At 57.9% G+C, this 26,953-nt stretch carries 20 protein-coding genes; 13 read left to right on the top strand and 7 right to left on the bottom strand.

The features are described from left to right. Positions 1-349 precede the first annotated feature (349 nt). Genes BXP70_RS22715 through BXP70_RS22705 form a run of 3 tightly spaced genes read left to right on the top strand, consistent with a single transcriptional unit; the run spans position 350 to position 2,671 of the window. Entirely contained in the window at positions 350-1,228 is an 879-nt protein-coding gene (locus BXP70_RS22715; RefSeq protein ID WP_086596417.1) for an NmrA family NAD(P)-binding protein, read from the top strand. 56 nt (positions 1,229-1,284) lie between these two features. Next, on the top strand, positions 1,285-2,082 hold the full coding sequence (locus BXP70_RS22710; RefSeq protein ID WP_086596423.1) for an SDR family NAD(P)-dependent oxidoreductase: 798 nt from the start codon (positions 1,285-1,287) through the stop codon (positions 2,080-2,082). Positions 2,083-2,086: 4 nt separating this feature from the next. Beyond that, positions 2,087-2,671, top strand: a complete 585-nt coding sequence (locus BXP70_RS22705) for a Crp/Fnr family transcriptional regulator (RefSeq protein ID WP_086596416.1) — start codon at positions 2,087-2,089, stop codon at positions 2,669-2,671. 273 nt (positions 2,672-2,944) lie between these two features. Here BXP70_RS22705 and BXP70_RS22700 read toward each other — a convergent pair whose 3' ends face one another. After that, positions 2,945-5,362, bottom strand: a complete 2,418-nt coding sequence (locus tag BXP70_RS22700) for a TonB-dependent receptor (RefSeq protein WP_179197786.1) — start codon at positions 5,360-5,362, stop codon at positions 2,945-2,947. Positions 5,363-5,605: 243 nt separating this feature from the next. Here BXP70_RS22700 and BXP70_RS22695 point away from each other — a divergent pair, with 243 nt between their 5' ends. The 3 genes from BXP70_RS22695 (at position 5,606) to BXP70_RS22685 (ending at position 9,600) form a co-directional block, all read left to right on the top strand. Further along, on the top strand, positions 5,606-6,619 hold the full coding sequence (locus tag BXP70_RS22695; protein ID WP_086596414.1) for a sensor histidine kinase: 1,014 nt from the start codon (positions 5,606-5,608) through the stop codon (positions 6,617-6,619). Positions 6,620-6,731: 112 nt separating this feature from the next. After that, positions 6,732-7,472: a LytR/AlgR family response regulator transcription factor gene (locus BXP70_RS22690; RefSeq protein WP_086596413.1), complete on the top strand. Its 741-nt coding sequence runs from the start codon at positions 6,732-6,734 to the stop codon at positions 7,470-7,472. Positions 7,473-7,611: 139 nt separating this feature from the next. Continuing rightward, positions 7,612-9,600 carry a tetratricopeptide repeat-containing sensor histidine kinase gene (locus tag BXP70_RS22685; protein WP_086596412.1) on the top strand — a complete coding sequence of 663 codons (1,989 nt, stop codon included), beginning with the start codon at positions 7,612-7,614 and terminating at the stop codon, positions 9,598-9,600. A 48-nt stretch (positions 9,601-9,648) separates the two neighbouring features. Here BXP70_RS22685 and BXP70_RS22680 read toward each other — a convergent pair whose 3' ends face one another. Next, positions 9,649-10,293 (bottom strand): response regulator, encoded by a 645-nt coding sequence (locus BXP70_RS22680; RefSeq protein WP_086596411.1) that lies wholly within the window; start codon positions 10,291-10,293, stop codon positions 9,649-9,651. Positions 10,294-10,501: 208 nt separating this feature from the next. Here BXP70_RS22680 and BXP70_RS22675 point away from each other — a divergent pair, with 208 nt between their 5' ends. Next, positions 10,502-13,516, top strand: a complete 3,015-nt coding sequence (locus tag BXP70_RS22675; RefSeq protein WP_086596410.1) for an FG-GAP-like repeat-containing protein — start codon at positions 10,502-10,504, stop codon at positions 13,514-13,516. A gap of 297 nt (positions 13,517-13,813) precedes the next feature. On the opposite strand, the gene BXP70_RS22670 is transcribed toward BXP70_RS22675, so the two are convergent. The 4 genes from BXP70_RS22670 to BXP70_RS22655 form a co-directional block, all read right to left on the bottom strand. Next, entirely contained in the window at positions 13,814-14,539 is a 726-nt protein-coding gene (locus tag BXP70_RS22670) for an NADPH-dependent F420 reductase (protein ID WP_086596409.1), read from the bottom strand. Between the two features lie 453 nt (positions 14,540-14,992). Next, positions 14,993-16,105 (bottom strand): NADH:flavin oxidoreductase, encoded by a 1,113-nt coding sequence (locus tag BXP70_RS22665; RefSeq protein ID WP_086596408.1) that lies wholly within the window; start codon positions 16,103-16,105, stop codon positions 14,993-14,995. A 258-nt stretch (positions 16,106-16,363) separates the two neighbouring features. After that, positions 16,364-16,945: a BLUF domain-containing protein gene (locus BXP70_RS22660; RefSeq protein ID WP_086596407.1), complete on the bottom strand. Its 582-nt coding sequence runs from the start codon at positions 16,943-16,945 to the stop codon at positions 16,364-16,366. 776 nt (positions 16,946-17,721) lie between these two features. After that, positions 17,722-18,075 (bottom strand): winged helix-turn-helix transcriptional regulator, encoded by a 354-nt coding sequence (locus BXP70_RS22655; RefSeq protein ID WP_086596406.1) that lies wholly within the window; start codon positions 18,073-18,075, stop codon positions 17,722-17,724. A 106-nt stretch (positions 18,076-18,181) separates the two neighbouring features. On the opposite strand from BXP70_RS22655, the gene BXP70_RS22650 reads away from it, so the two are divergent. From BXP70_RS22650 to BXP70_RS22625, 6 genes are all read left to right on the top strand, one after another. Continuing rightward, positions 18,182-18,937 carry an SDR family NAD(P)-dependent oxidoreductase gene (locus BXP70_RS22650; protein WP_086596405.1) on the top strand — a complete coding sequence of 252 codons (756 nt, stop codon included), beginning with the start codon at positions 18,182-18,184 and terminating at the stop codon, positions 18,935-18,937. A 275-nt stretch (positions 18,938-19,212) separates the two neighbouring features. Then, complete coding sequence (locus tag BXP70_RS22645) at positions 19,213-19,983, top strand: SDR family oxidoreductase (RefSeq protein WP_086596404.1); 771 nt, start codon at positions 19,213-19,215, stop codon at positions 19,981-19,983. 52 nt (positions 19,984-20,035) lie between these two features. Next, positions 20,036-21,034, top strand: a complete 999-nt coding sequence (locus tag BXP70_RS22640; RefSeq protein WP_086596403.1) for an SDR family NAD(P)-dependent oxidoreductase — start codon at positions 20,036-20,038, stop codon at positions 21,032-21,034. Positions 21,035-21,745: 711 nt separating this feature from the next. Further along, entirely contained in the window at positions 21,746-22,027 is a 282-nt protein-coding gene (locus BXP70_RS22635) for a hypothetical protein (RefSeq protein WP_086596402.1), read from the top strand. Between the two features lie 139 nt (positions 22,028-22,166). Beyond that, positions 22,167-22,625, top strand: coding sequence for a VOC family protein (locus tag BXP70_RS22630; protein ID WP_086596401.1), 459 nt, complete (start codon positions 22,167-22,169; stop codon positions 22,623-22,625). Between the two features lie 365 nt (positions 22,626-22,990). Further along, the gene (locus tag BXP70_RS22625) at positions 22,991-26,134 is read left to right on the top strand and encodes a PAS domain-containing protein (protein ID WP_086596400.1); all 3,144 of its coding nucleotides are present in this window, start codon (positions 22,991-22,993) and stop codon (positions 26,132-26,134) included. 37 nt (positions 26,135-26,171) lie between these two features. Here BXP70_RS22625 and BXP70_RS22620 read toward each other — a convergent pair whose 3' ends face one another. Continuing rightward, positions 26,172-26,873 carry a VIT1/CCC1 transporter family protein gene (locus tag BXP70_RS22620; RefSeq protein WP_086596399.1) on the bottom strand — a complete coding sequence of 234 codons (702 nt, stop codon included), beginning with the start codon at positions 26,871-26,873 and terminating at the stop codon, positions 26,172-26,174. Positions 26,874-26,953: the final 80 nt, after the last annotated feature.

The raw sequence follows: 26,953 nt of genomic DNA, 5'->3' as shown, positions 1-26,953 counted from the left end.
GCTACGCGGCTTAGTAGGAAAATTAGCCGCCGCTAGCTGAACAAGCAGCCGCACGCTACAAACTGGCCTCTAGGTGAAAGGAAGGCTGTTTTCTGACCAGATGGTTTAGGGAGGCTACCGGGTGTTCTTGGCTGCCGCATGACAGCAGAACGATACCTGGAAGCAGGCGAGGCTGATTAAGGAACGCTAGCTCGGCGGCCTAGCCGCTACGCTATTTACCAAATGGTAAATGCCGCCTTCTGCTGGAAGCGGACCTTTGTTGAGCACTTCCGCTACGCAGCTCCGCAAGCTATTCGGCATAGCGCATAGTGCACTACGTCTCTCGTTCACTTCGTAACCAACCCTAGGTATGTTTGCTATCCTCGGAATTACCGGCCAGGTCGGTGGAGCGACGGCCCGCGCTTTGCTAGCGGCCGGTCAATCAGTTCGCGCCGTTGTGCGCAACCCAGCGAAAGCGGCCGCGTGGCAGGCTCAAGCAGCGGAAGTGGCCGTTGTCAACTTGCACGACGCCGCGACCTTACAAGCCGCTTTCACTGGCGTCGACGGCGTGTTTGTGGCGACTCCGCCGTTGTTGGAAGTTGCCGACCCCATCGCTGAAAATCGTCGGATGCTGGTGGCGCTTACCGCCGCCTTGCAGGCCGCTGCCGTGCCCAAAGTGGTGTATCTGTCGTCGGTGGGCGCGCAACACGACCACGGCCTCGGCGCCATCAGCAAGCTCTACGACATGGAGCAAGCCTTTCAGCAGCTGCCGATGCCTACAGCTTCCATTCGGGCGGCGTGGTTCATGGAAAACGTCAAGGGGCTGATAAGCCAAGCTCAGCAGACAGGCCAAGTACCCAGCCTACTCTTCCCAACCGACCGCCCCATTCCGATGGTTGCCACGGAGGATATCGGGCAGCTAGCCGCGCGCATGCTCCTCGAAAGCTGGACCGGTCCGCGCGTAGCAGAGCTAGCAGGTCCTTGTTTGTATTCGCCAGATGACGTGACAGCTTGCTTGAGCTACCTGCTCGGCCGCCCCCTGCAAACGGTAGTCGTGCCGCCGGCCGACCACGTGGCAACCTATCTCTCGTGGAGGGCGACGCCCGCCGCTGCGCTGCTCATGACCGACATGGTTGCCGGGTTCAACCGCGGCTGGATTGCCTTCGCTGGCACTGGCGCGGAGCAACACACCGGGGCTACTCTGCTGGAAGATGCGCTGCGGCAGTACGTAGCGGCGGCAACCACGTAGAAGTAATCTAGTGGCAGGGTGCGTACGGTTCGTTTTTTACTCTTATGTCTTTTGTTATGGCGCGCATATTTATTACCGGTTCAGCCGATGGGCTTGGTCAGCTAGCCGCCCGCTTGCTAGTGCAGCAGGGGCATCAAGTCGTGCTGCACGCTCGCAGTCCCGAGCGGGCGCGAGAGGCCTTAGCCGCCGTGCCCGGCGTTGAAACGGCCGTGAGCGGCGACCTATCAACCCTAGCTGGCATGCGCTCGGTAGCCAACCAAGTTAACCAGCTCGGCCGCTTCGAGGCAATCATTCACAACGCGGGTATCGGTTACCGCGAGCCGCGGCGCGGCAACACGGCCGACGGTCTGCCGCCGGTGTTGGCCGTCAACTCCCTCGCTCCCTACGTGCTAACCTGCTTGATACAGCAGCCCGCCCGGCTGGTGTATCTTAGCTCAGGGTTGCATCGCGACGGCGACGCTAGCTTGCAGGATCTTACCTGGGAAAAGCGCCCGTGGAATGGCTACCAAGCCTATGCCGATTCGAAGCTGCACGACGTGCTGTTGGCCTTCGCCGTAGCGCGCCAGTGGCCCGATGTACTAGCCAATGCCTTGGAGCCGGGTTGGGTCGCCACCAAAATGGGTGGCCCCGGCGCCCCCGACAGCCTAGCTCAAGCGCCCGTCACGCAAGCATGGCTAGCCGCCAGCGACGAAACTGCTGCTAGGGTTAGCGGTCAGTATTTCTACCATCAACGGCTGCGGGCCTTCCACCCGCAAGCGGCGGACGCGGCCCTGCAGGACCAGTTTCTGGCCAGCTGCGCCGAACTCACGGGCGTCGCGTTTCCGCCAGCTTCTTCTCCTGGATTACCCCAGTAAAACGATGTCGCCGTACACGCCGTTTCTGCAGTATCTCCAGCTATTCCGCGACATTCCGTTAGCTGATCAGGAGTTGCTGACACAAAGCCTGCGTCACCGTTCCCTGCCCGAAAACGAGGTGCTGGTACGGCCGGGGCAGGTGTGCCAGGAGATGTACTTTATCGTTCGCGGGGTGCTGCGCATCATGGCACCGCACGAAAACGGGTCGGAAGCCACTTGCTTCTTCTTAAAGGAAAACCAGCTGTGCACCATCCTAGCTAGCTTCCTCCACCAGGTGCCCGCCACTGAGGGCATCCAGACGGCCTGCCCCGCTGAGTTGCTTGTGCTGCCTCATGCGGGGCTGTACCAACTCTATGCACAACTCTCTTACCTACAGCCGCTGATTGACTTGATTACCCAACGCACCTTGCTCGATAAGATTCAGGTGCGCAATCAATACCTCGGCGAAAGTGCCGCAGCTCGCTACCAGAAGTTCCTGCTGCACCAGCCCGACATTGCTTTGCGCGTGTCGCTACGGGATGTGGCATCTTACCTAGGTATCACCCAGCAGTCTTTGAGCCGCATCCGGCGCCAGCTGGCCTCCGAATAGCCGTGCGTTGGTACAGGCGCCCTGCTGGGTCTTGCTCCATAATGAGTTGATCGTTCTTGTCTGTTTTGTTGGTTTAGGTAGCCTTGTTTAACTGAGCAAATAAGCTCGCGTGGAGCGCACTGAAACGTTGCTTTTCGGAGTGATGAGCACCGTTTTCAGATCAAGTTATGCAAGGAGTAACTCCGGTTCTGTGCGACTCGGAAGGAGTGGTAGCCTCTGTCATCTTGCCCTCGCTTATCTCAGCAGCGGATGTAATGGCTGCCGATTAGAGCGTTAGTTGCCCACCCGGCCTTCTTCGTCGGAACTGGCGGCGGTGCGGCGGGCCTGGGTTTTGCCGCTGCCGATCTTGCAGGTGAAGGTTAGGGTCACGCGGCGGCTTTCCCACTGGTTGTTCCAGGTCTGGTTCACGTTGTTGTAGCGCAGCGTGCTGCGGAAGCGGTTGGTGTTGAACACATCGGCCACGCGCAGGCTGAGGGTGGCTTTTTCCGCCCAGAGCTGCTTTTTCAGACCTAGGTTCACGGCGCCGCTGGCTTTCGTGTGGTAGAGGCCTTGAACGCCGGGCGACTCGTAGCTGCCTCCCACTAGCAACTTGTAGCTGCGGGGTAGGGTAAAGGTGTGGTCGGAGCTAGCCGCCCAGCTGTAGCTAGCTAGGTTCACCGACTGGTCCTGCAGGATGGTATGCACCTGGGTGTAGCTGCCGCTCAACTGGTTATCCATGCCCCAGAACTTGGTGAGGTCGGTGTGGCCGCCCGAGCTCAGGATCAGGGTGCTGGTTTCGGCTAGGTTCTGCGGGGTGCTGGTCGATACCTTGGTGTCGTCGTTTTGGGTCACTACGTTGTTCACGGAGTTGGTTTCGTGCAGGTAGCTCAGGCTCAGCACCTGAAAGTCTTTGTGCAGATAGTTCAGCACCAAGGACTGGGAGAGCGACGGAGCGAGGAACGGGTTGCCCTGCTGAGCAGTATAGAAGTCGGAGTAGTTGAGGAAGGGGTTCAGGTTCTGGTAGGCGGGGCGGGTGATGCGGCGGCTCACGGAGGCGCTCACTTGGTTGTTTTCATTCACCTTGTAGCTGGCAAAGGCACTGGGAAACAGCTGGAAGTAGTTGCGGGCGATGCGCGGACCGATGGCGGGCGTACCGGTGGTTTGCGTTAGCTCGCCGCGCAAGCCGGCTTTCAGTTCCAGGCGGTTCAGGGTGGTGTTCACGCTCACGTAGCCGGCGCTGATGTGCTCGTTGTAGGCAAACTGGTTGGTGCGCAGCCCATCGAGCTCCCAGCCACTGTCCATTAGCTTATCAAACTGGATGGCGCTGCGCGAGGTCACCCAGCTGGTTTTGACGCCGGTTTCGGCCCGCCACTTGGTGCCAGCGAAGGGGTGCACATAATCGATTTTGGCGGCCCGGATGGTCGTTTCCGAGGAAGCGTCGCTGCGTAGCTGCTCGGCCGGCCGGCCCTGCTCGGTGCTGGGCGCAAACACCACGTTATAAAAGCTTTGGTCTTTGCCGCTGGTGTAGTGCACGTAGTCGGCGGCGGCGCTCAGCTCGCGGCCGGTGCTGTCGAGGGCGAAGCGGTAGTAGAGGTTTAGGGCCTGGTTGGTGCCGTTGCTGGCTTGGGGGTTGGTCATCTGGCGACGGCCACCGGGGGTGCCAGCCCAGTCGGTGGTCACGGAGTTGCTGGTGCTCACGGCATCGGTGTAGTTCAGGCCGCCGCGCAGTTGGATACCTAGGCTCTGCTGGGAGGTAAGGGCCACGTCGGCGCCGATGGCGTAAGTGCCGGCGTAGGTGAGGGGGCGCCACAGGTTTTCTTGGTTGAAGATGCTGTCGCGAATGGTGCGCCTCATCGTGAGGCGGTTGAAGGAGTTGTAGCGGCCGGCGTCGAGGCGGGCGAAAAGGCGCACTTTGCCCACGTTGTAAGCTAGGTTAGTACCGACCCAGCTTTTCTCGTAGCGGCCTTGGCCAAGGCCTAGGGTGTAGGTGCCACTCAAGCCGGGGAGTTGGCTGCGGCGTAGCTTGATGTTGAGGACGCCGGCCGTGCCGGCGGCGTCCATGGAGGCGGGCGGGTTAGGCATCAGTTCCAGCTGGCTGATAGCGGAGGCGGGCAGGGATTTAAGGTAGCTGCTCAGGGCGTCACCCGACAGGTAGGTAAGCTTGCCATCAATCAGCACGTTCACGCCGGCGCTGCCGCGGTACACCACGTTGTCGTCCTTGTCGAGGGTCACGCCGGGGGCTTTCTTGAGAATGTCGAGGGCCGTTTCGCCGGCCGTGTTCAGACGCGATACATTCACCACGGTGCGGTCAGCGTGTTGCTCCAGTAGGGGCGGGTTGCCTACTATGGTCACTTCTTTCAGGGCTGTGGCGGCAGCAGCTAGGCGCAGGGCCGGTATCGTCATAGCCGCTTGGGTCACCACGAAGGCAGCGCTACGGGCACTGGTGTAGCTTAGCAGCATAGCCTTCACGCAGTAGCGGCCGGGCTTTACGTCGCTGAAGGTATAGGTGCCCTGCTCAGTGGTCGTTTGGGAGCCTACGATGGCAGAATCGGGGAGGGCTAGCAGCACGGCCGTGGCGAAGGTCAGCGGCTGGCCAGCTTGATCCAGTACGAGGCCGGTGGCAGTCGTCTGGGCGGCGACCCGCTGCGAGAAGGTGGCTAGGGCTAGCAACAGCAGGACGAAAAAGCAGCGGAAGCGAGGAGAAGTAGGCATCGGAAAGGGCATTGGCTGATGGATGCCTCAAAGGTGAGCTGGCCCTTTTCTCCGGTAAAAAACATTATTCCAATGCCCTAAAACTTGCTGTTACTGCCCAAATAGGTCGTTTTCTCCTTTCACATTCTAAAATCGCCCTTTCGCATAAAAAAGGTGTGGGCGCGGGCGGCTGGCAGTAGCTTTGGTATCCTAGGGCAACGTGGGACCAGCCTGCGGTCTGCCTATATTCTTTTTCGCTTTCTCATGAAAAACAAGCTCGTTTACTGGCATATCCTAGGGTGGCTGCTGTATAGCGGCTACGAGTTTCTAGGCGTGTTTCTGCACAACAGAGCGCGTCTGCGCATAGCGCTGTGGCTCACGGCATCCATCTTGTTCATCCGTTTCATGGAATTTTATCTGTGCTACCTTGTGGTGTATCCGCGCCTGCTGCGCTCGGGCCGTGGGCCGCAGCTGGTAGCCGCACTGGCGGGCGTGTTGGCGCTCTACATCGGGTTGCGGGCCCTGATTGAGGAGACCATCTACCCAGCCTTGCTAGGCTTTCACAACTACACACCCGACACGACGGTGACGTATTACATCTTCGACAACGTCTTCTTCGGTAGTCCGATGATTGTGCTGAGCGCGGCCATCTGGGGCGCGCAGGCCGCCCTGCGCCGCGAGCGGGAAAACCGCCAGTTGCGTGAGGAAAAGCGGGCGGCCGAAGTAGCTTTCCTCAAAACCCAAATCAACCCGCACTTTCTTTATAACACCCTCAACATGCTCTTTAGCATGGCTTACCCCGTGGCCAAGCCCGTGGCCAACGCCATCCTGAAGCTTTCAGAGCTCATGCGCTATATGCTGCACGAAAGCCCCGATGGACAGGTGGATTTGGAAAAAGAAATCGAGTACCTGCACAATTACCTAGCGCTCTACCGCCTGCGCTTCCCCGACAGCTTTTTCGTGGAGTTCACGGTGACGGGCGAGCCCGCCGGCCGCCAGGTGGCCCCGCTCGTGCTCATTCCCTTCGTGGAAAACGCCATTAAGCACGGCGTGCTCGACGACCCAGAAAATCCCGTGCGCATCCATCTTAACCTAGAGGAGGAGAAGCTGCAATTTGAAGTTAAAAACCAGCGCAGCGACAACCACAAGGATGCCACCACTGGCATCGGTCTGCCCAACCTGCGCCGCCGCCTGGAGCTCTTGTACCCGGAGCGCCACGTGCTTCGGGTAGATTCGGACCAGGAACAGTTTACGACGTCCTTGCGGCTGGTGGGCTAAGCCAGAACGGCGGCGGCCGCCTGGTGGCGTCTCGTCGTTGCATGATATATTACCAGCGTAACTCCAATCCTCCAACGACGAGCCGCCGCTAGGCGGCTCTACACCCCTCGCCATGATTCGCTGCCTTGCTGTCGATGACGAAGCCCCGGCTCTGCTCATCCTAGCCGATTATATTAGCCAAATCCCTTTTCTCACGCTGGTAGGCACCACCACCAATCCGATCGAGGCACTAACCCTGGTGCAGCAGGGCCAAGTTGATTTAGTGTTCCTGGACATCCAAATGCCCAAGCTCACAGGCCTGCAATTTTTGAAGCTGGCGGGTAACAAGTGCAAGGTTGTGCTCACCACGGCCTACCCCGAATATGCCCTCGAAGGCTACGAAAACGACGTGGTGGACTACCTGCTCAAGCCCATTGCTTTCGAGCGCTTCTTCAAAGCCGCTCAAAAAGCCTTGACGCAAGTGTCTGGCCCGCCCTCGGCGGCAACGCCAATAGCGACAGGTACCGCAGTTGCCGCCCCGCACCCACCGCCCGCGGCTGGGCACATGTTCGTGAAGGGGGAAAGCAAGAACAAGTTTCTGCGCGTCAACTACGGCGATATTCTGTACATCGAGGGGTTAAGCAATTACGTCTCTATCAATCTGCCCACCCAACGCGTAGTCACCTACCAAACGTTGAAGGAACTGACCGAGACGCTGCCGCAGCCGCCGTTTTTGCGAGTGCACAAGTCCTTCATCGTGTCGCTGGATAAAATTCGCATGGTCGATGGCAACACGATTTACATTCAGGACAAGGAAATTCCGGTGAGCGATACCTATCGTGAGCAGCTGTACCGACTAATTCGCGAAGCTTAGCGGTCAGCCGGGAGCCATACCCAAACCGGCGAGCAGAAGGCAGAAAAGCTAGGTAAAGCTAGGTAAGGATGCGCCGATCAAGCGGCACGCGTACTACCTTGCCGCTATTCCCGGCTTCTGCGCGCGGGTACGACACCTTATGGCTGCTTGGTTCCTGCGGGCGGGGGTACTGGCCCTACTAAGTCTCTCCACCCTAGCGGCCTCGGCGCAGTCGCGACGCCTGCACCGCCTGTGGCAACAACTCGCCCAGCATCCAACCCCGGACGCGACGCACGAACACCTGCTCTGGCAACTGGCTCTGGAGGAGGAATTGCCTCGGCCCCAGCAAGACTCGCTCGCAACAGTTGCCGCCAAGCTAGCGCATCAAGTAGGCGATACCAGCGGCGTCTTGCGCGCGCGCCTGCTAGCAGCACGTCGACGGGTGCAAGCCGGTGAGCACGAACAGGCGCAAGCGCAGCTACTGACCCTTCTGCCTGCTGCCCGGCGCCAGCACGACGCTTGGCTTGAGGCGCAGCTGCTCTTTGCCCTCGGCCGTAACCAGTGGGGTACCACGCACCACGCCCGCGCGGAAGCATATTGGCTGGCCGCTTGGTCTGTCGCTCAGCGCCAGCCAGACCTCGCCCTGCGCGCCCGCAGTGCTTGGTTGCTAGGTACCTTCTATACCGATTACGCCCAGGCCTTGGACTGGCTCTTTCGCAGCCTCCACCTCGCTGAGCAAGCCGATGACCAAGCCGGCCAGGCTAACGCTTTCAGCAGCATCGCCTATGATTATTCCCAGCTAGGCGACCCGGGCCAAGCGCAAGCCTATTACCAGCGGGCGTTGCAACTCAACCACCTCATCCATAGCTCCCTAGGATTGCTGCGGGTGTTGCTCAATTCGAGTGAATTCTACCTGGAGCAAGGGCAAATTGCGCGCGCCCGGCGGGGCTACGAGCAAGCCACTACCTACGCGCAGTACCCACAAGACCATATGACGGTGGCCGGGGGGCTCGCGCAGGTGTATACCAAGCTAGGGCAGTACCCCTTGGCGCGTCAGCACGCGCAACGCGCGCTATGCCTAGCACACCAACTGCACGACGTGGGCGCCGTGACGACCCTCTACGGGACGCTGGCCGACCTATCATTGCACGCTGGCCAACTGGATAGTGCCCGCCACTATGGGGAGCGGGCGTATGCGCGTCGGCCGCCGGGCAGCCGGCAACCCATTATGCGGGATGTATGCCGGGTGCTGGCGCAAGTCTACGCCCGGCAAGGAGACTTTGCCCGCGCTTACCAGTTTCAACTCCGCTACGACACGTATCGCGATACGCTCACCAGCCAACAAGTCCTGACCCGCGCCAGGCAGGTGGCCCGGCGCTACCAGCTCATCCAACGCCGGGCGCAAGCCCTGCTGCGCGCCCGCGACCAAGAGGTGGCGCGGCTACGGCGGCAGCGCACACTGGCGGTGGGCATGGGCTTGCTCGTGCTGCTGACGGTGGCGGCCGGGTTAGGTATTGTTCGAGCACGCCAGCGCCGCCTGTTGCGGGAAGCGCAACTGCGCACCCGGATTGCGGCCGACTTGCACGATGAGGTAGGGGCGCTGCTCACGCGGGTAACCATGCGCGCAGAATTGCTCCACGAGAAACAGACAGGTCTGCCGCCGGCCGGCACCGCGGCGCTGCTCGCGGATAGCCGCGCCGCCCTAACCACCATGCGGGACGTGGTATGGAGCATCGACGCGGGGGCTGATACGGTGGGGGCGCTGCTCGACCGCCTGCGCGACTACCTCGACCAAACGACCGAGGCGACTACCTTGCGCACCCAGCTTACAACCACAAACTTGCTGGATGCGGAGCCCCTGGCGCCGCAGTTGCGGCAGCATTTGTACTTACTCGCCAAAGAGGCTATTACCAATGTGGTGCGGCACGCCCCGCTAGCGACGCGATTGGACGTGACCTTGGGCCGCAACCGAGACGGCCTATGGCTGCAAGTCGTTGACGATGGCCCCACCCCGCCTCGCCCACCTGGCGTCGGGGGCTTGGGACTACGCATAATGCAACAACGGGCGCGAGCCTTGGACGGCCAGTTGCGGATAGGCCCCCGCTCCGACGGGCCGGGCTGGGAGGTGCTACTCGGAATACCGACCTAGGTAACGGGATAAACATTACTGCCTACGGTAGGGGATAGCACCACTAGGCTAACGAAGCGAGTTGAGCAGCTCGCTGCGGCTGCTCACGTGCAGTTTGCGGTAGATGCTCTTACTGTGGCTGTGCACCGTTTGCACCGAGATGCCGAGCTGCTGGGCCACTTGCTTTTCGCTTAGGCCTGCCACCAGGTTTTGCACAATCTCCTGCTCCCGCTCCGTGAGCACAGCCGAAGGCGCCAAGGGCCGCGGACGAAAGTGCGCCAGCACTTGCCGGGCCACAGCACGGCTCATCGGGGCCCCGCCCTGCATCACTTCCAGCAGGGCCGCTTTGAGGGCTGGCAGCGGGGTACTCTTGAGCAAGTAGCCGCTGGCGCCGCGGCGCAGGGCTTCGAAGATGCTGGCCGAATCTTCAAACACGGTTTGCATCACGACCTCGGCAGTGGGAGCTAGCTGGCGCAGGCGGGGCAAAATATCAAGGCCGCTGCGCCCGGGCAAATGGATGTCGAGCAGGATGAGCTGCGGGGGCTGCACCGCATCGGGCAGCCACGCCAGCAGGGCCTCCGCCGAGTCGGCGACGAGCACGCACGCTAGCTCAGGTTGGCGACCTAGGTAGTCGTGCAGCAGCTCCCGCACGGTGGGGTCGTCCTCAATAATCACCAAGCGGTAGGGCAGCGTCATGGTGGTAAAGGTCAGCAAAGGAGCGGGTGAAAAAAAGACTGCTCTCTACCCTATTTAGGGGAGAAGCGCGGCTTGTGGGCGGACGGCTAGCGTCGTCTCTTTGGTCGCAATTGCAGATGGAGGCCGCGCGCATGATTATCGGCGCCCGACAGCGCCTCCGCCGCCTTCTCGTTCGCCTTTTTCACGTGCCTTTCCTGTATTTCTATCCTTTTCAAACTAGCTTCTTATGCAACACGTATCCGCTGGGCTTCGCCTGCTGGTGGCCAGCTTATTTCTCGCTTGGCTGCCCTTGCTAACCATCCACCCGCTAGCGGCGGCCGGCTACCCCCAAACAATTGCCGCGCTTACCCGGCACGGGGCCTCCGTCATTAGGCCCGTCGGGCGCGCCGAAGCCGTGACGGTGGTTTCGCTGGTGCGGGCTTCGGTGTCGCCGAACGGCTCCCGTACGCTGCCCTACACACTCACGCTTTCGGGCAGCGTGAGCGGGTTGTCGGCGGCCAATTTTAGGGTTGTCACGGGTTCGGATCAGTACCCGTACATCAATCAGATCACCGGATCTGGCGCACGCTACACCATCGAGGTCGGCTATGGGGGGCGCGGCTCGCTCCCCGTGCAGTTGATCCTGGACAATAGCACAGGCGTCACCCCGGTGCTAGAAGGACTACCCTTCGCCGGCGAGACTTACCTGATTGACCGCACGCCCCCCGAGCCGCCCCGCATTGGGCCGACGGGTGCAGTCAAGAGCCCTGTTACCATCAACGGGTACGCCAAGCCCAACAGCCGCGTCATGATTTATGACTATCCCTCGCGCGCGTTGCGGGGCACGACAACCTCTGACGAAAGGGGCAACTGGAGCCTGCCCCCCGCGCCATTTGAGGAGGGTACGTATAACGTTTATGGGTACCTGATTGACCCCTCGGGCTCGGGTAGTGGGGAAAGTTCGCAGCAGTTTACCGTGGATAATACGCCGCCGCAGGTGACGATCAGCGGGCCAACGGGTAGTTGGACCAGCGCGAACCCGATTCCTTTCACCATTAATTTCTCCGAGGGCGTGCGCGACTTCACCGCCAGTGACATACACGTAGTTGGCGGTACGGTGAGTCGCTTCACAGGCAATGGGATTACTCACCAAGTAAGCGTGACGCCTACTAGCTCGACGGTGCAACTGAGCGTGCCCGCGGGCGTGGCGCAGGACCGCGCGGACAACGGTAACCTCGCCTCCACGCAGTTCAACGTCGTTTACCTGGCGCCTGTGCAGGTGCTGGGTATTTCGCGCCTAGACCCGCCCACCACCGATGCGGCCAGTGTGCGTTACCTGGTCCTCTTCTCCGCCCGTCCGAATGCAGCGAGCCTGACCTTGAATAATTTCAGCCTAGCCACAACGGGGCTCACCGGCGCGAGCCTGAGCAGCATCACGGGCGCCGGGCTGGCTTTTGAAGTCACAGTCAATACGGGCACCGGCAACGGTACGCTGCGCTTAGACCTAGCTAACTCGGACGGTGTGATGCCCGGTATTGCCAACGTTCCTTTTGCGGGCGAAACCTATACCGTGCAGCGCCCAACGGCATTCAGGGTTGTAAGCACGAACCCCACCCGGAACGCGCTAGCCGCCCGCTCGGCTAACGTAGCGGTGACCTTTGCCCAACCAGTAAACCCCACCGCGGCCAGTAACGTGCGCGTCTTCTCGGCCCAGGCAGGTGGGCGCAAAGCCAGCCAGGTGAGTACCACCGCCAGCACGGTAGCCGTGGATCCTAGCACCGATTTCCGCCCGGGTGAGACCGTGTCCGTGGTGATACCGGCCACCGTACGCAGCGAGGGGGGCGGGGCTGCGCCGCCCTATGTGTTCCAATTCACGGCCCAAACCACGGGTGGCACGGGTTCTTTCGGCGGCAGCGCCGACCTAGCCGCCGGCAGCGGTGCCCACAGCGTGGGGGCCGCGGACCTCGACGGCGACGGCGACCTAGACCTCCTCACCACCAACGAGCGCGGCAACACCGTGAGCGTGGGCCTCAACGACGGCCGCGGCACCTACCTGCCTGGCCCCGCCGTGAACGTAGGCCGGGGGCCCTACCACTTAGCCACCGGCGACGTGGACGGGGATGGCGACCTGGATTTCGTGACGGCCAACTCCAGTACCATTTTCCCCAGTACTGTAAGCGTGCGCCTCAACAACGGACAAGGAGGCTTCAGTAGTGCCCAAGAAGTGGAAGTGGGCCGCAACCCGCACGGGGTAGCCTTGGCGGACGTAGACGGCGACGGCGACCTAGACCTCCTGGCCGACAACTACGTCGCCAATGACCAGAGTGCCTACAGCGAAGTGAGCGTGCGCTTGAACGACGGCACGGGCCGCTTCAGCGGCACCCAGCAGGTACGCATCGGCACGCGCCCCTTGAGCCTAGCTGTGGGAGACGTAGACGGCGATGGTGACCTCGACTTTGTGACGGCCAACTCCAACAGTACTACTGCCAGCGTGCGTCTGAACGATGGTACTGGCGTGTTCGGTGGCGGCGTGGAGGTGCCCGTGGGCGCGAATCCGGAGAACGTGGCCCTCGGCGACGTGGACGCCGACGGCGACCTAGATCTAGTTACGGCCAATGCTGGAAGCGGACAAGTGAACGTGCACCGCAACACCGGTACGGGCAGTTTTGGCGCCAGCGAGCCCGTGGCTGTAGGGGCCTACCCTGTGGGACTGGTGCTGAGCGATGTAGACGGCGACAGTGACCTCGACATCGTCACGGCCAATGCCGGCAGCAACACTGCCAGCGTGCGTTTGAACGATGGCGCCGGTGGCTTCCGCGCCGCCGCCGACGTAGCTGTGGGCAGCACGCCCTCGGGCCTGGCACTAGCCGACCTCGACGGGGACGGCGACGTGGACCTAGCTACCGGCAACAGCGGCAGCAGTTCCACCAGCGTGCGCCTCAATCAAAATGGCAGCAACGCCACCCGCGTGCTAGCCAGTAGCCGTGCTCCTCTGGCTGGGCTAGGTGAGCGGCTGCAAGTGTATCCTAATCCTGCCCGCGAGCAAGTACAACTTCTGCTACCCACGGCCTTAACCGCGGCTATGGGTCCGTTGCAGGTAACGCTCTACAATAGCCTAGGTCAAGTGGTCCTCACGCGCACAACGACGACCTCCGCCGCTGCGACGTTGCCACTCGCCTTGCCTGCGCTGCCGGCGGGTATCTACCGCTTGCAGGTGCGCGCGGGGCAGCAGCAACAGACGAGTTCCTTGCAGATTGAGTAAGCGTTGACCCGAGATCCGACGACGTCAAACGGCCCGGAGAACCTAGGTCCTCCGGGCCGTTTGACGTCGTCTTTTTCGCTAGCCACTAGACTGGTAGCTGGCAGTTAGCAGAGGAGCAAGGATGGGAATAAGTTAGCCCTTATTCGGTTGCGGTAAAAAAAATTGAATAGTTTTCAAAAAGCTGATTATGAAGGAAATGCACAAGACAAAGCCCCAAGCCAAACGCCACGGCAACAGCTGCGACACTTGGGTTGGGGCTGGATCAAGTAGCGACCAAACCGCTATTTTCGACCTAGGTTATTTTAGCCGGATGCCTTGCGCTTCCATTTGCTTTTCTTGCTCGGCGTGGTTGGCCAGGAACTGCGCATGCTGTTCCTCCGTACGCTCGGTGCCAAGACTAGCTAGGTTTTGCTGCAACTCGGCGAGCGGCATATCGGTGCAGTACACCGGCGTGCCGGGCTGCTGCCGCCACGATTCGTGCAGGCTGCCGTTGTCCACGGCATCGAAGCCCAATTCCTCGACCAAGGCCATGACTTTTTGTTTCGCCGCGGCGTCATCCCCGGCCACGGGCAAGGCAATGCGGCCGGGCGTACCAGCGGGCTTGCCCTCTTGTTCGAGGTGCGCGGCAAAGATGTTGTTGAACACCTTCACCACGGGCCGACCTAGGTGCTGCTGTACCCACTCGCTTTCGGTAAGCGTGCCGCTCTCTAGTTCCGGCAGGTGGCCATCACGCAGCATCGGATAGTAGTTGCTGGTGTCAATCACCGGCGCCTCAGCCGGCACGCCTTCAAACAAATCGTTGGGCAGGTCAGGAATATTAATCAGCGGAATAGTCACTACTAGCAAGTCGCCGTAGCGGGCCGCTTCGTGGGCTGTAGCGGGGGTTGCGCCCGTTTTCTGGGCAACATCGCCCAAGGTTTCGGGACCGCGCGAGTTGGCAATGCGCACAGAATGGCCGAGGCTAACGAGCCGTACGGCGAGGGCACTGCCGATGTGGCCGGCCCCGATGATTCCAATCTTCATGGGTGAGGAGAGTAACAAGTAGATGGTGGCAACGGCTTCGTGCCGCAGCGTTGTTTAAGACCACTCAGCTGACAGATTGTTTTTTCGCGCCATCAAGCGGCGGCATCGTCGCGCACCTAGGTTGATTGCTTGTACCTTCCTCAGTCACCACGCTTAGTTGCAGCGCAGGATGGACGTTGTCATAGCTAATCTATTGACCACTATGCACGCACAACGTGTCCTGAACATGGTCCTACGCTAGACCCGCAAGTGCGCCGGACGGCACATGGTTCGTTACAGTAACGGGGCAGGGTTCAGCACAGCAACCAGGAATAGCAGGATGGCCTTGGTGCATGAGCGAAAACTCCTACCTGGTAGAAGTGGCAGCGGGTAAAACGATCCTACCGCAACGGCCCTCGTGGTGAAGCAATAAGCTTCGCCACGAGGGCCGTTGGATAATCAAGCCAATGGTAGCTACACCAGCGTACCGAGGGCTTCGCGGCTGAAGCCTTTCAGCTCCTTAGCGCGGCCCTGCTGGATTTTCGTTACCCAGTCTGGCTCCACAATCAGCGAACGGCCCACGGCTACTAGGTCGAAGTCGCCGCGGTCGAGGCGGCGCAACAATTCGTCGAGCGACTGCGCATTGGGTACGGAGGCCTCTCCCGCGAAGCCCGCTAGGAACTCGCCAGACAGCCCTACCGAGCCGACCGTGATTGTAGCTTGGCCCGTGAGCTTTTTCACCCACCCCGCAAAGTTCAAATCGGAGCCTTCGTTCTCAAACTCGGCTTCCCAGAATCGGCGTTGCGAGCAGTGGAAAATATCCACGCCGGCCTCCGCGAGCGGCGTCAGCCAGGTTTCCATTTCTTGGGGCGTGTGCACTAGCTTCACCTGGTAGTCTTGCTGCTTCCACTGCGAGAGACGCAAGCTGATCACAAAGTCTTCGCCTACCTGCCGGCGTACTTCGCGCACCAGTTCCACGGCCAGGCGGCTGCGGTCCGTGAGATCAGGGCCACCGTAGGCATCAGTGCGCTGGTTGAGGCCATGCCAGAAGAATTGGTCGATGAGATAACCGTGCGCCCCGTGCAACTCCAGGCAGTCGAAGCCTAGGCGCTTGGCATCGGCCGCTGCCCGACCAAAGGCCGCGATAGTGTCCGTGATGTCGTTCTCCGTCATGGCGTTGCCTTTCGCCACACCGGGCGCTACCATGCCTGAGGGGCCTTCGAAAGGCTGGGCCGGTGTCCAGCCCGAGCGGTGTTCGTTCATCACGCCCATGTGCCAAAGCTGCGGACCTAGCTTGCCACCGCCAGCATGTACTTCGTCTACTACATGCTGCCAGCCTGCCAAGGCCTGCTCGCCATAAAAGTGCGGAATGTTGGGGTCGTTGGAAGAGGCCGGGCGTTCCACGACGGTGCCCTCGGTCAGAATCAAACCTACTTGGCCCTCAGCCCGGCGACGGTAGTAGGCGGCCACATCAACGCCCGGCACGCCATTGGGTGAGAACGAGCGGGTCATGGGAGCCATCACCACCCGGTTGTTGAGGTGGAGGGATTTCAGGGAAAATGGCGAAAAAAGAGCGTTAGAAGACATAAGCTAGGTTTCTCTAAAAAAAAGAATACACTGCTTACAACCTGCTCATCGCTCTATTTGATTTAAAACCGACTTGATGGCAAGAGCGTGGCTCCTAGTATGTTTTGGAACGGGGGCACGCTATTTCTATTTATGCTCTTGTCATCCAATGTGTTATCGTAAGGGATATCAAAGCTAGGTTTCTGCTCGTCACATGAATAGACGGGATCCTCAAATAAGACCCCAAAGACTTGGCTACGTTGTCAGGTGCGTAGATACTTACACCTGACTAAAGGCTTCTAGCAGGGTGCGCAAATGCGGATCTTGCACGTACTGTTCGATGAGGGACGCGTTATGGCTGGGATGATCCAAACTCGTTAGCACCCAATGAAATTCGCCTTCATCCACGGTCACAAAGCCCATCTGCCAATCCGCAAAAAAGCGTTGCGCACTATGGGCCGTGCTCAGGGTAGTCACTTGCTGGTGGCGGGGGTCGCGCTGAATGCGAGCATAGAGCAAGTCGACGGGGTTAGACTTGCCTTCTAGCAACTGCACAAACTGGCGATTACTGTAGCACAGCAGGCCGGTGATGCCGTGCCTCCCGTTCCAAGACCGTGATTCGGCCAGCAGCTCGCTGAGCTCTTCCTCATCGAAGGCTTGCGTGGCCCGACTGCGGTAGAGCACGTGCTTCACGCGCTCATCGAGTAGCCGTAGCACCTGTTCCAGCGAGAGGGCGCCCACGGCATATTCATCGAGTAGGGCCTGTTCGTAGGCCTGTGGTTCCAGGGGGGTATTGGCAGCCAGGGCGGTGGCCCAGGCAATGGCACGGCGCCGGGCCGCTTCCGTCGAAAGATCATCCATACCGTAGTTATACGGTTAGAAAAAAGCGACTACTACGGATGATTTCCGCATAACTACGGATTTACCGCTGGATAACTACGGAATAATAAACCAGACAAAAAGGATCGTTTTGTGCACAACTACGGCCAGCAAAAAAACCTTCGTAAAACAACGTTTGTAACTCAGTTTCGCATATTCTTAAACTGCGCACAAACGGGTTCTTCCTTGAACAGTTAGGCTGCAGAAGGAGTGCGCCGACCAAGACAAGGGTAGCCAAGTAGCCCAGCCTCAGTAGAAATACTTACTTTCCACGGTGGCCGCAACTGCTTACGCGCCGGGTGCACGTTGCACGTTGCCCGGCCTGCTGCATTCTTTGGTGCTAGGTCGTTGACTGGGTTCAGCAGCAGGGTAGGAGCGCCCTAGCTAAGCAGGGAGCTCAACCGCATAGCGGCCCTAATGGGCGTGCAGTGGTTAGCGAGCCAGCAAAACGCCGAGCCCTAGCTTCGATAAAGTAGAACAGGCGCTTTAGGTGGGAGATGCGCCAACACCGCCACACGGCAATGACAAACCTAGGTTGTAATACGTAGCCGCATTGCGCTGCTCTTGAGCGTGCTGAATCGGGCACTCGCGCCCGGAGCCACTGTGGGCCTTCTTGGGCGGCAGTTCGTGTTGTACGTCCTTGGCTGCTGTGACCTAGCTCGCACTGTTCTCGGCCACCAGCTACGTGAAGGCGTGCGGCTGGTCCGAGGAATCGTATGCGCCGGGCAGGTTCAGGAGCAGTAAGGATGAGCACAAAACTACTTTCCGAATATTTTTTCGTGATGGGCTATTCCCCAATCTGTTAGGTGCTGAATAATGGTTTTCAACGTGAGGCCATGGTCCGTCAGCTCATACTGCACCGTGATGGGCTGGGTGTCCAAGACGGTTCGTTTGATGAGCTGATTGATTTCCAACTCTTTCAATTCTTTGCTCAACATCTTATTGGAGATGCCAACGACGTCGTTCAGAATATCGGAGAACCGTCTTTTGTTGTAGTAGCAAATAGAAGAGATGATCGAAATTTTCCATTTGCCATTCAGCACGTCCATCGAATCCTGGACGGCCCGCATCTCCTTTTTGTGTTCGTCATTCTGACGGGGTTGGCATGTCATAAGTTACTTTGTTACCTCTAGGTTACTGTTACTTTTCGTTACAAAGTTGCTAAAAGAAACAATGTGAATCTAGCTTTGCGGCTCATAATCTTAAGCAAACGAGCAGATGAGCAAATTACAGAACAAAGTGGCCGTGATTACTGGAGCCTCGAAAGGAATAGGCGCAGCTATCGCGACCTATTTTGCCGCCGAAGGAGCCAACGTGGTAGTGAATTACGCCTCCAGCAAGGAGGGGGCCGACACAGTAGTGAAAGCCATTACCGATAACGGGGGCACAGCTATTTCGGTGCAGGGAGATGTGTCGAACGAAGCCGATGTACGCCGGTTGTTCGCCGAAACCAAAGCGGCATTCGGCACCTTAGACATCCTGGTCAACAATGCGGGCATTTATCAGTACGAACCGATTGAAGAGGTTTCGGCAGAATCGTTTCATCAGCATTTCAACATCAACGTGTGGGGCACGGTGCTCGCCATCCAAGCCGCGCTACAACTGTTTGGCGAGGGGGGAGGCAACATCATCAACATCAGTTCTGAGGCCGGTAGAACGCCCTTGCCTACGGGGTCCGTTTATTCAGCCTCCAAAGCGGCCTTAGACGCCATGACCACGGCGTTGTCGAAGGAATTTAGTGGCCGTAATATCCGCATCAACTCCATTCTGCCCGGCATCGTGGAAACGGAAGGTTCGCGCAGTGGCGGCTTTATCGGTAGCGAGGCGGAAACCCGCTTAGTGGCTACAACTCCCCTAGGTCGGACTGGGCAGCCAGAGGATATTGCCAAAGTAGCCGTGTTTCTGGCTTCGGATGATGCCGCATGGATCACTGGGGAAAAGATATCCGTTTCGGGCGGTATTTACGGCCTGTAACACCGGCAGCGTGACTCCTAGCCTCTCGCGGTAGGGCTGCACCTAGGTCCGTGCAAGCGGGTGACGCTGTTGCAGTAGCAAGTACCAAAAGGTGAGCGGATGGTAGTTTCATCTGGCTAGGTCTGGTCTTCGCTCCATCTCGCTGCTATGGCCTAGGTGGGTGGCACACAGAAGTTACCTTGTTACCTCTAGGTTACTGTTACTTTCAGTTATAAAGTTTCTAAAAGTAACAAAGTGATTTTAGCTTTGCAGCGCACAATCACAAATAAACTGAAATGAGCAAGCTCAAGAATAAAGTCGCTGTCGTAACGGGCGGCAATAGTGGTATTGGTTTCGGCATTGCCGAAGCCCTCCAAAATGAAGGAGCCATCGGCACTATCACGGGGAGAAATCAAGAAACCCTTAACCAATCCGTCCAGGAACTAGGAGCCGGCTTTATCGGCATCCCAGGCGACGTAACCAAGATGGAAGACCTGGAACGGATTTTCAAAGACACCTCCGAGCGGTTCGGCAAGATTGATACGGTGGTGGTGAATGCGGGCGGGGTCGTTGATGGCAGCCCCATGGCCGCCATCATGGATGTCACGGAAGACAACTATGACCGGTATATGGACCTGAATTTAAAGAGTGCCTACTTCACGGTTCAAAAAGCCCTTCCTTACCTTAATGATGGAGCCTCCATCATTCTTATCGGGTCGAGTGCTGCTCACCGGGCCGCCCCGGGCATGACGATTTATGGAGCGGCTAAAGCCGCCATTATCTCCTTGGCGAAAGGGTTATCGTTGGATTTATTAGCCAGAAACATCCGCGTAAACGCTTTGTCGCCCGGTTCTATTGATACCCCAGTCTTCGGCAAAATAGTACCGCAGGAGCAGCTAGACCAGGTGAAGCAAGTGTGGAAAGACCTGATTCCCGTGGGCCGTATGGGGCTACCCGCTGAGATGGGAAAATTAGCGGTCTTCTTGGCCTCTGATGACTCTTCATTTATTGTCGGAACGGAGATTCTAGCAGACGGCGGAATGACCAATATCAGCCTGATGAAATAAGGTGGAGCGCTGACATAAGTGGCCTTTTTCAACGGAACAGCAACAAGCAAAAATGGAACAGACTAATGATAACGGCGCCTTACAAGCGCCGCTTGGTTCGGGCTTTACGGCCGCTTCCACGGCCAGTGAGGTAATCGCGGGGGTGAGCTTGGCCGGCAAAATAGCCATTGTCACGGGTGGCTACACGGGCATTGGCTTAGAAACCACCAAGACGCTTGCCGCCGCCGGGGCAACCGTCATCGTGCCCGCGAGAAGCTTGGATAAGGCCCAGGAAAATTTGGCGGGAGTGACCAATGTAGAACTGGCAGAAATGGACCTCCTAAACCCGGACTCCATCGATGCCTTTGCAACCACGTTCTTAGCTTCGGGCAGACCCTTGCACCTGCTTATTCATAACGCTGGCATTATGTTCGTGCCATTGCGCCGAAATACTCGGGGCGTAGAATCGCAACTAGCCACCAACTACTTAGCGCCTTTTCAACTAACGGCTAGGTTGTGGGAGGCGTTGAAAAAAGCGAATGGTGCCCGCGTAGTCAACGTTTCCTCGCTGGGGCACCAGTTTGCGCCGTTCGATTTTGAAGACCCGAATTTTGAGCACCGGGACTACGAAACCTTAGCCGCGTATGGGCAATCCAAAACCGCGCTCAACCTGTTTTCGCTGGAATTGGATAATCGGGCCAAAGCGTTTGGCGTGAGAGCGTACGCAGTGCACCCCGGCAGTATTTGGGGGACTGAGCTAGTGAGAGAAGCCCCGTTGGAATTGCTACAGCGATTCGGTTTTTATGATGCCCAAGGAAACATTGTTCCGGAGGTCATTGCCTCGCTCAAAACCATTCCGCAAGGGGCTGCTACTACAATCTGGTGTGCGACGAGTCCGTCGTTAAATAACATCGGTGGAGTGTATTGTGAAGATGTAGATATAGCCACACTGTCGCTCGGGCAAGAGATGTCAGCCGGGGTAAAGCCTTATGCAGTGGATGCCGCCTCTGCCAAACGCTTGTGGCGCTTGACTGAAGAACTGACCGGTATCACCTTTGACACGGCGGGATGATTCTTTGCTAGTATAGTATCAGGTGTGAATAAACGAACAGGAGAAAATTGCCGGTTAGGTAGTTTTCTCCTGTTCGTTTATTCACACCTCGTGCAACTTCAAAAAAGCTACAAACTACGTGTGGCGCTCTGGCGCTTTCTTCTGAGCTTTTTAAACTTCTGAATGGCAAGTGCTTGCCAAGGAGTAGACTTTACAAATGAAATTTTGTGCGGCCTCGCTGCTCTGACTGGCTTCCTTCTTGCACGTAAGGGGGCATGCGCTTCGCTTTAGTACTATGCTGAGATCCAGCGACAGTCGCTAGAAGAAGTTGGCTCGCGTTTGGGATGCTCTCTGCAAAACGAATTATTCTCTGAATGCGCGTTTTCAAGCGGACCTCATCCTGAAGCTGCTACGAGTATGTTGTCGGTCTTCCTTGATATACGCAGTAACCCATTTCCTTATTCCTTCCTGATAGATTATGCCCTATACTTTTTCTTTCCGCAAACAAAAGAAAGCAATCATCCGAGGTGCAGTTCCAGTTATCTCAATCGCTAGGTCGCTCGCACGAAGCATCAGTTTAGCACTACTACCAGGAGTTTGCCTTCAGCGTAGCCTTACTTTAGTTAATGCAGAACGGGTGAGAATGAGCCCTTTGAGCAAGGGGAGCCAACCCAAAGGCCGCTACTACGCAGGCGTTAGTACCCTACCCCGTACTAGCTAGCATATCAGAAGATGGTACTCGTACCCGATCTGCCCCGTTGGCAGCAGTATCTATTATTGCTAAGTGCGCTGGTAGCGGTTATTACGGGCGCAAACCTGCACCTAGCTGGTGGTAGAGGCTTGGAAAGCATGGTGCCGCTGATTCTACCTTTTATGCTGTGGTGGCCACAGCCGACTTGCCCCGAACGGCGACTGTATTGGTGGCTAATGCTAGGGCTGCTGTTCGCCGTTGTGTTAACATTATTTGCCCTGGTCTGGTCACACGTGCTAGGGCTGCTGCTCGGGGCTAGGTAACTCCCTCCGACTGCCTACAAGAAATGGGTCTTCTCCCGGAGCGCCGCTCACGACTTGTCGTTTGTGGCACTCCGGGAGAAGACCCATTTCTTGTAGCAGCTAGGTACTGCTGAAACAGTTGCAATCATTACCTTGGAGAATGAAAATAACGCTGTTTACTCTGGTACTACTCTGCGGCTTGAGCGCTTCACGAGCCGCCACGGGGCAAGCAAAGTCCCGCTTAGCGCCCGTCTTCAATCATGCTGCCCTCTGCGTGCAGGATCTGAAGCGAAGCACGACCTTCTACCGCACGGTATTGCTGCTAGATGAGGTGCCTAACCCGTTCAATGACGGTTTGCATACGTGGCTCACAATCGGGCCAGGGCTTCAGCTCCATATTATTCAGCGCCAGTGCAAGATCAGCACCGATAAGAATGTACACCTGTGTTTCAGCGTGGCAACCTTGTCCGATTTTACCAACCACTTGGAAAAGCTAGGTGTTGCCTATACCAACTTAAAAGGGGAAGGCAAAGAGCCAACTTTGAGAGTGGACGGCGTAAAACAGATTTATTTGCAAGACCCTGATGGCTACTGGATTGAAATAAACGATGCAAAATGAGAACTAGAAGTGTCAAATTTAGAATCGTGCTGGGGTTGCGTGTAGGCTGGTAAAATGGCCAATAACTTGCTTCTTTAGTGAAATACAGGTAGTAGTCAGGCTATTATGATGGGGTATATACTGAGTTTATGCCCTGTAGGCAGGCGTAATCATCTTTTTGGAATAAATAAGTAGAAGAAAGATTTAATTAAAATATTCTGTGATAGAATAAATGTCTATCGTGTAAGAACAAGCTAGATTCTATAAATACTTATTTTTATCGTATATCATTATTTTGAATTTTGATTAAGGTGTTTTGTTCATGATGGATAAAGATTGCTATTGCTGTTTACAATTAGTGTACTTCTTATTGCCTTTTTGAAGTTATGGCTCAAGCTCGGCCTTCCTTCCCCAATGATGGAAATTTACCAGTAGCAGCGCAAAAAAGCCGCGAGCAGATGGAAGCGGCTCTGCTAGCGGCCGAGGCGCGTATTGCCGCGCTGGAGCAGCAGCTCACCAGCGTAAACCAGAGTGCGCAGCGCCAGCAAAGCCAACTGAGTGCCCTGGTGGAGACTCTGCGTATTGGGATCTTACTAGTTAGCGAAGAAGGTCAGATTCTGTATGTGAATCAGTATTTTAGAGAGCTGTTTGGCTTAGCCAACGGGTCAACTATTGCTGAGGTATATCCGCCTATTCCGCCCGATACTGTTTATATCGACGAAGCTTTTCTGGACCCCGCTGATTTTGCCGCGCGGGCCAAAGCGCTGCATATAGCCGGTAAGACGGTGCTGAATGAGGAGTTTGTTCTGGCAAACGGGCGAGTGCTGGAGCTAGATTATCTGGTGCTTGATCAGGCCCAGGCAGGGCGGCTCATATGCTACCGTGATGTGACCGAGCGCTACCAGCGCGACGCCCTGCTCACTACACTTTCCTATATACCAGAGCAAAACCCTGATCCCATTTTGAGGCTAGCTTCCGATGGAACTATCCTTTATGCTAACCCGGCGGCCAAGCCGTTGGTGCAGGCATTTGAAGCCCATGAGGTGGTGCGAGAGCAGCTGCTAGGGTTCATGCACTATGCTTTCGCCACTACCCACGGGCACCGGCAGGAACTGGTGCTTGCCGAGCGGCGCTACCTCGTCACGGTCGTTGTCGTGCCGAATGAGGATTTGGTAACCCTGTACACCACGGACATTACCGCCCGCTACCACGCCGAGCAGCAAGTGGCCGAGCAGCGTACATTCTATGAAAATATTCTAGCGCAGGTACCGGCCGCGGTGGCCGTCGTAGATGCCGAATTCCGGTACCGGTTTTTGAATACAGCGGTAGAGCCCGATCCGGTGGTGCGGGAATGGATGATAGGAAAAACGAGCGAGGAAGCTTGTCGTTACCGGGCTATTCCGCAGGTAGTAAGAGAGCAAAGAGAACAGATGTTTGCGCAGGTCATGGCGAGCCGGCAGGAACTGCAGTGGGAGGAAGCACTGCTCGACGGGCCTACTCCGCGGCACCTGCTCCGCCACCTAAGTCCGGTTATTGAGGCCGATGGCTCGGTTCGGCTGCTGATCGGCTCGGGCATCGACATCACCGCGCGGAAGCTAGCGGAGGAAAAGGCTGCTCAACAGCAAGAGTTCTACGAGTCGATTTTGAACTTGCTGCCGGTTGACATTGCGGTGTTCGATGCCGAGCATCGCTATGTGTTCGTTAATCCGGCTTCCATTACTAACCCGGAAATACGGAGCTGGGTTATTGGTAAAACGAATGCCGAATACTGCGCGTATCGGCAGCGGCCTGCGGAGCTAGCCCACCAACGAGAAGCGTTTTTCAATCAGGCAGCAACTACCCGAGAGGATGTGTTGTGGGAAGAAATGCAGGACGGTCATGCGAGCCAGCGGCGAATACTACGCCACCTGCGGCCCGTGTTCAATCCTGATGGGTCCTTGCGCTTGGTGGTAGGGTCGGGCTTGGATATTTCGGCTCGCTACGCCGCCGAGGAGCGCCAACGTCAAAGCGAGGAGCTCATTCGGGAGCAACAGGCTTTCATTCGTCTCATCGTCGATACGCTGCCCAACATCGTGTACGTGGTCAATCACGGTGGTCAGGTTTCGTTTGCTAACAAGCTCTTCGAGGAGATGGCTGCCCGAAGCGAGCATATTCAGAGCGGGGAGAAAAGTCCAGAGGTACAGAAGCAACTGCGGCAGATCCAGCACTATCGTCAGCAAGTACTAACGACCCAGAAACCTCTGGTTACGGAACTGCCGTTGACGCTAAAATCGGGCGAGCAACGCCTTTTGCAGGTGCACATGAGCCCCTTGGAGCGCGTGAAAGGCCAACAGGAAGTGCTTATTGTGAGCACTGACATCACCGCGCTTAAGAAAGCACAACAGCTAGCCGAGGAGAATGCCCGTGCCAAGGAAGCGTTTTTGGCGCGTATGAGCCACGAAATCCGGACCCCCCTGAATGGGGTGCTTGGGATGGCCAAGCTCCTGGAGCGCACGGCGCTTACCGCTTCCCAACGGGAATATTTGCACACCATGCAGCGGGCTGGCCAGCACTTGCTAGCACTGGTGAATGATGTGCTCGACATGGCCAAGATTACGGCCAACCACATGCAGATTGATCGTGCGCCGTTCGACCTGAGTGTGACTTTGCAGGGCGCCCTGCAAACCGTGGCTTCTTTAGCGGAGCAGAAGGGACTCGAGCTTCATATGACGCCTTGCTCCTTGATCGATCCGCACGTGCTGGGGGATGCCTATCGCCTCCACCAAGTGCTGCTGAACTTGCTCAGCAACGCCATTAAGTTTACGGAACAAGGTACTGTGGAGCTAGGCACGGCCGTGGTGGCTGATACGCCGAGTGCCTTGGCGATGCGCTTTTGGGTGCGCGACACAGGCATCGGCATCGCCCCGGAGCAGCAGATCCATATCTTCGAAGCCTTCACGCAGGCCAATGCGCATACCAGCCAGCGCTTTGGAGGAACGGGGCTCGGGCTGGCTATCAGTGAGCAACTGATTCACCACATGGGCGGCACGCTGCAACTCTGCAGTGAGCTAGGCAAGGGCACTACTTTCTCCTTTGTCCTGACTTTTCCTCGGGTTGTGGAAGTCGCACCCAGCGCCGATGCCGTTCCGGCCGTCGACTACGAGCAGCTACGCGGCTTACGGATCTTATTAGCCGAAGACAACCTCGTAAATCAGTGGCTGGCAACGGTGATGCTCGAACATTGGGGCATGCAGGTAGAAGCAGTTGGCAACGGCCAAGATGCCCTGGAGCTACTGAAAGCCAAGGCCTACGACGTGGCTATCCTGGATATTCAGATGCCTAGCTTAAGTGGGGTCGGGGTGACGCGAGCCATCCGGCAGCACACGGATGCTGCCCGCGCGCGGGTTCCTATTATCGCCTTGACGGCCAATGCCTTCACGGATGATGGTGAAGCCTATTTAGCCGCAGGTATGAACGCCTGGCTGACAAAACCTTTTGAGGAAGCCGACCTGTGTCAACTCATTCTCCGGCTGGCAAGAGCCACTGGCTGATGGGTGCTCAGCGGCTAGGCAGCGCCCGAAGCCTAGGTTAGGAGAACTGACGGGCGACCAGAAAAGCGGCGGCAGCCGCCAAGGCGCCCGTCGTGGCCATCTTCAGGGCGCCCCAAACGGGGGGCTGCCCCGTCATGCGGCTCTTGAGGTAGCCAAAAACCAGCAAGCAAAGCAGCGTAATCACCGCCGACCAACCTAGCCCTTCGGCCGGAGTACTTGTGAAGAAATAAGCACTGAGCGGGACCAAACCGCCGAGCGCATACGCTAAGCTGATCGTGGCGGCACTTTTGGGGGCCTGCTTCGGATCGGGCTCCTCCAGTCCTAGCTCGTACTTCATCATGAACTGCACCCATTGCTCGGGGTCGGCGGTGAGCTCCCGGACAGCCGCCGCACGGGTTGCCGGGGAGAGGCCCATATCGGCAAGCAGCTCGTCGACTTCGGCGCGCTCAGCCTCGGGAATGTCTCGCACTTCGCGGTGCTCGCGCGCCAGCTCGGAGGCGTAGTGCTCTATTTCGGTGCGGCCCGCCAGATATCCACCTAGGCCCATGGCAATGGAACCCGCCACCACCTCGGCCAGCCCCGCCGTGATGACCAGCGCGGACGACTGCACCGCCCCGCTCAAACCCGCTGCTAGCGCAAAAGGCACCGTCAGGCCATCGGAAAGGCCAATGACAATATCTTGTAACATGGCTGAGCTGGTGAGATGTTGCTCGGTGTGCGCATGCTGGGCGTTAACCATACGACTGAAAGCTGATGGACGAAGCTAAGTACGTAAACTTTGCTGGGCACGCTACCTAGCAAAGAGTTGTCTGCCATAGA

It is taken from the genome of Hymenobacter crusticola, from assembly GCF_002154225.1.
GTDB lineage: Bacteria > Bacteroidota > Bacteroidia > Cytophagales > Hymenobacteraceae > Hymenobacter > Hymenobacter crusticola.
This window is presented reverse-complemented; position numbering and strand designations above follow the sequence as displayed.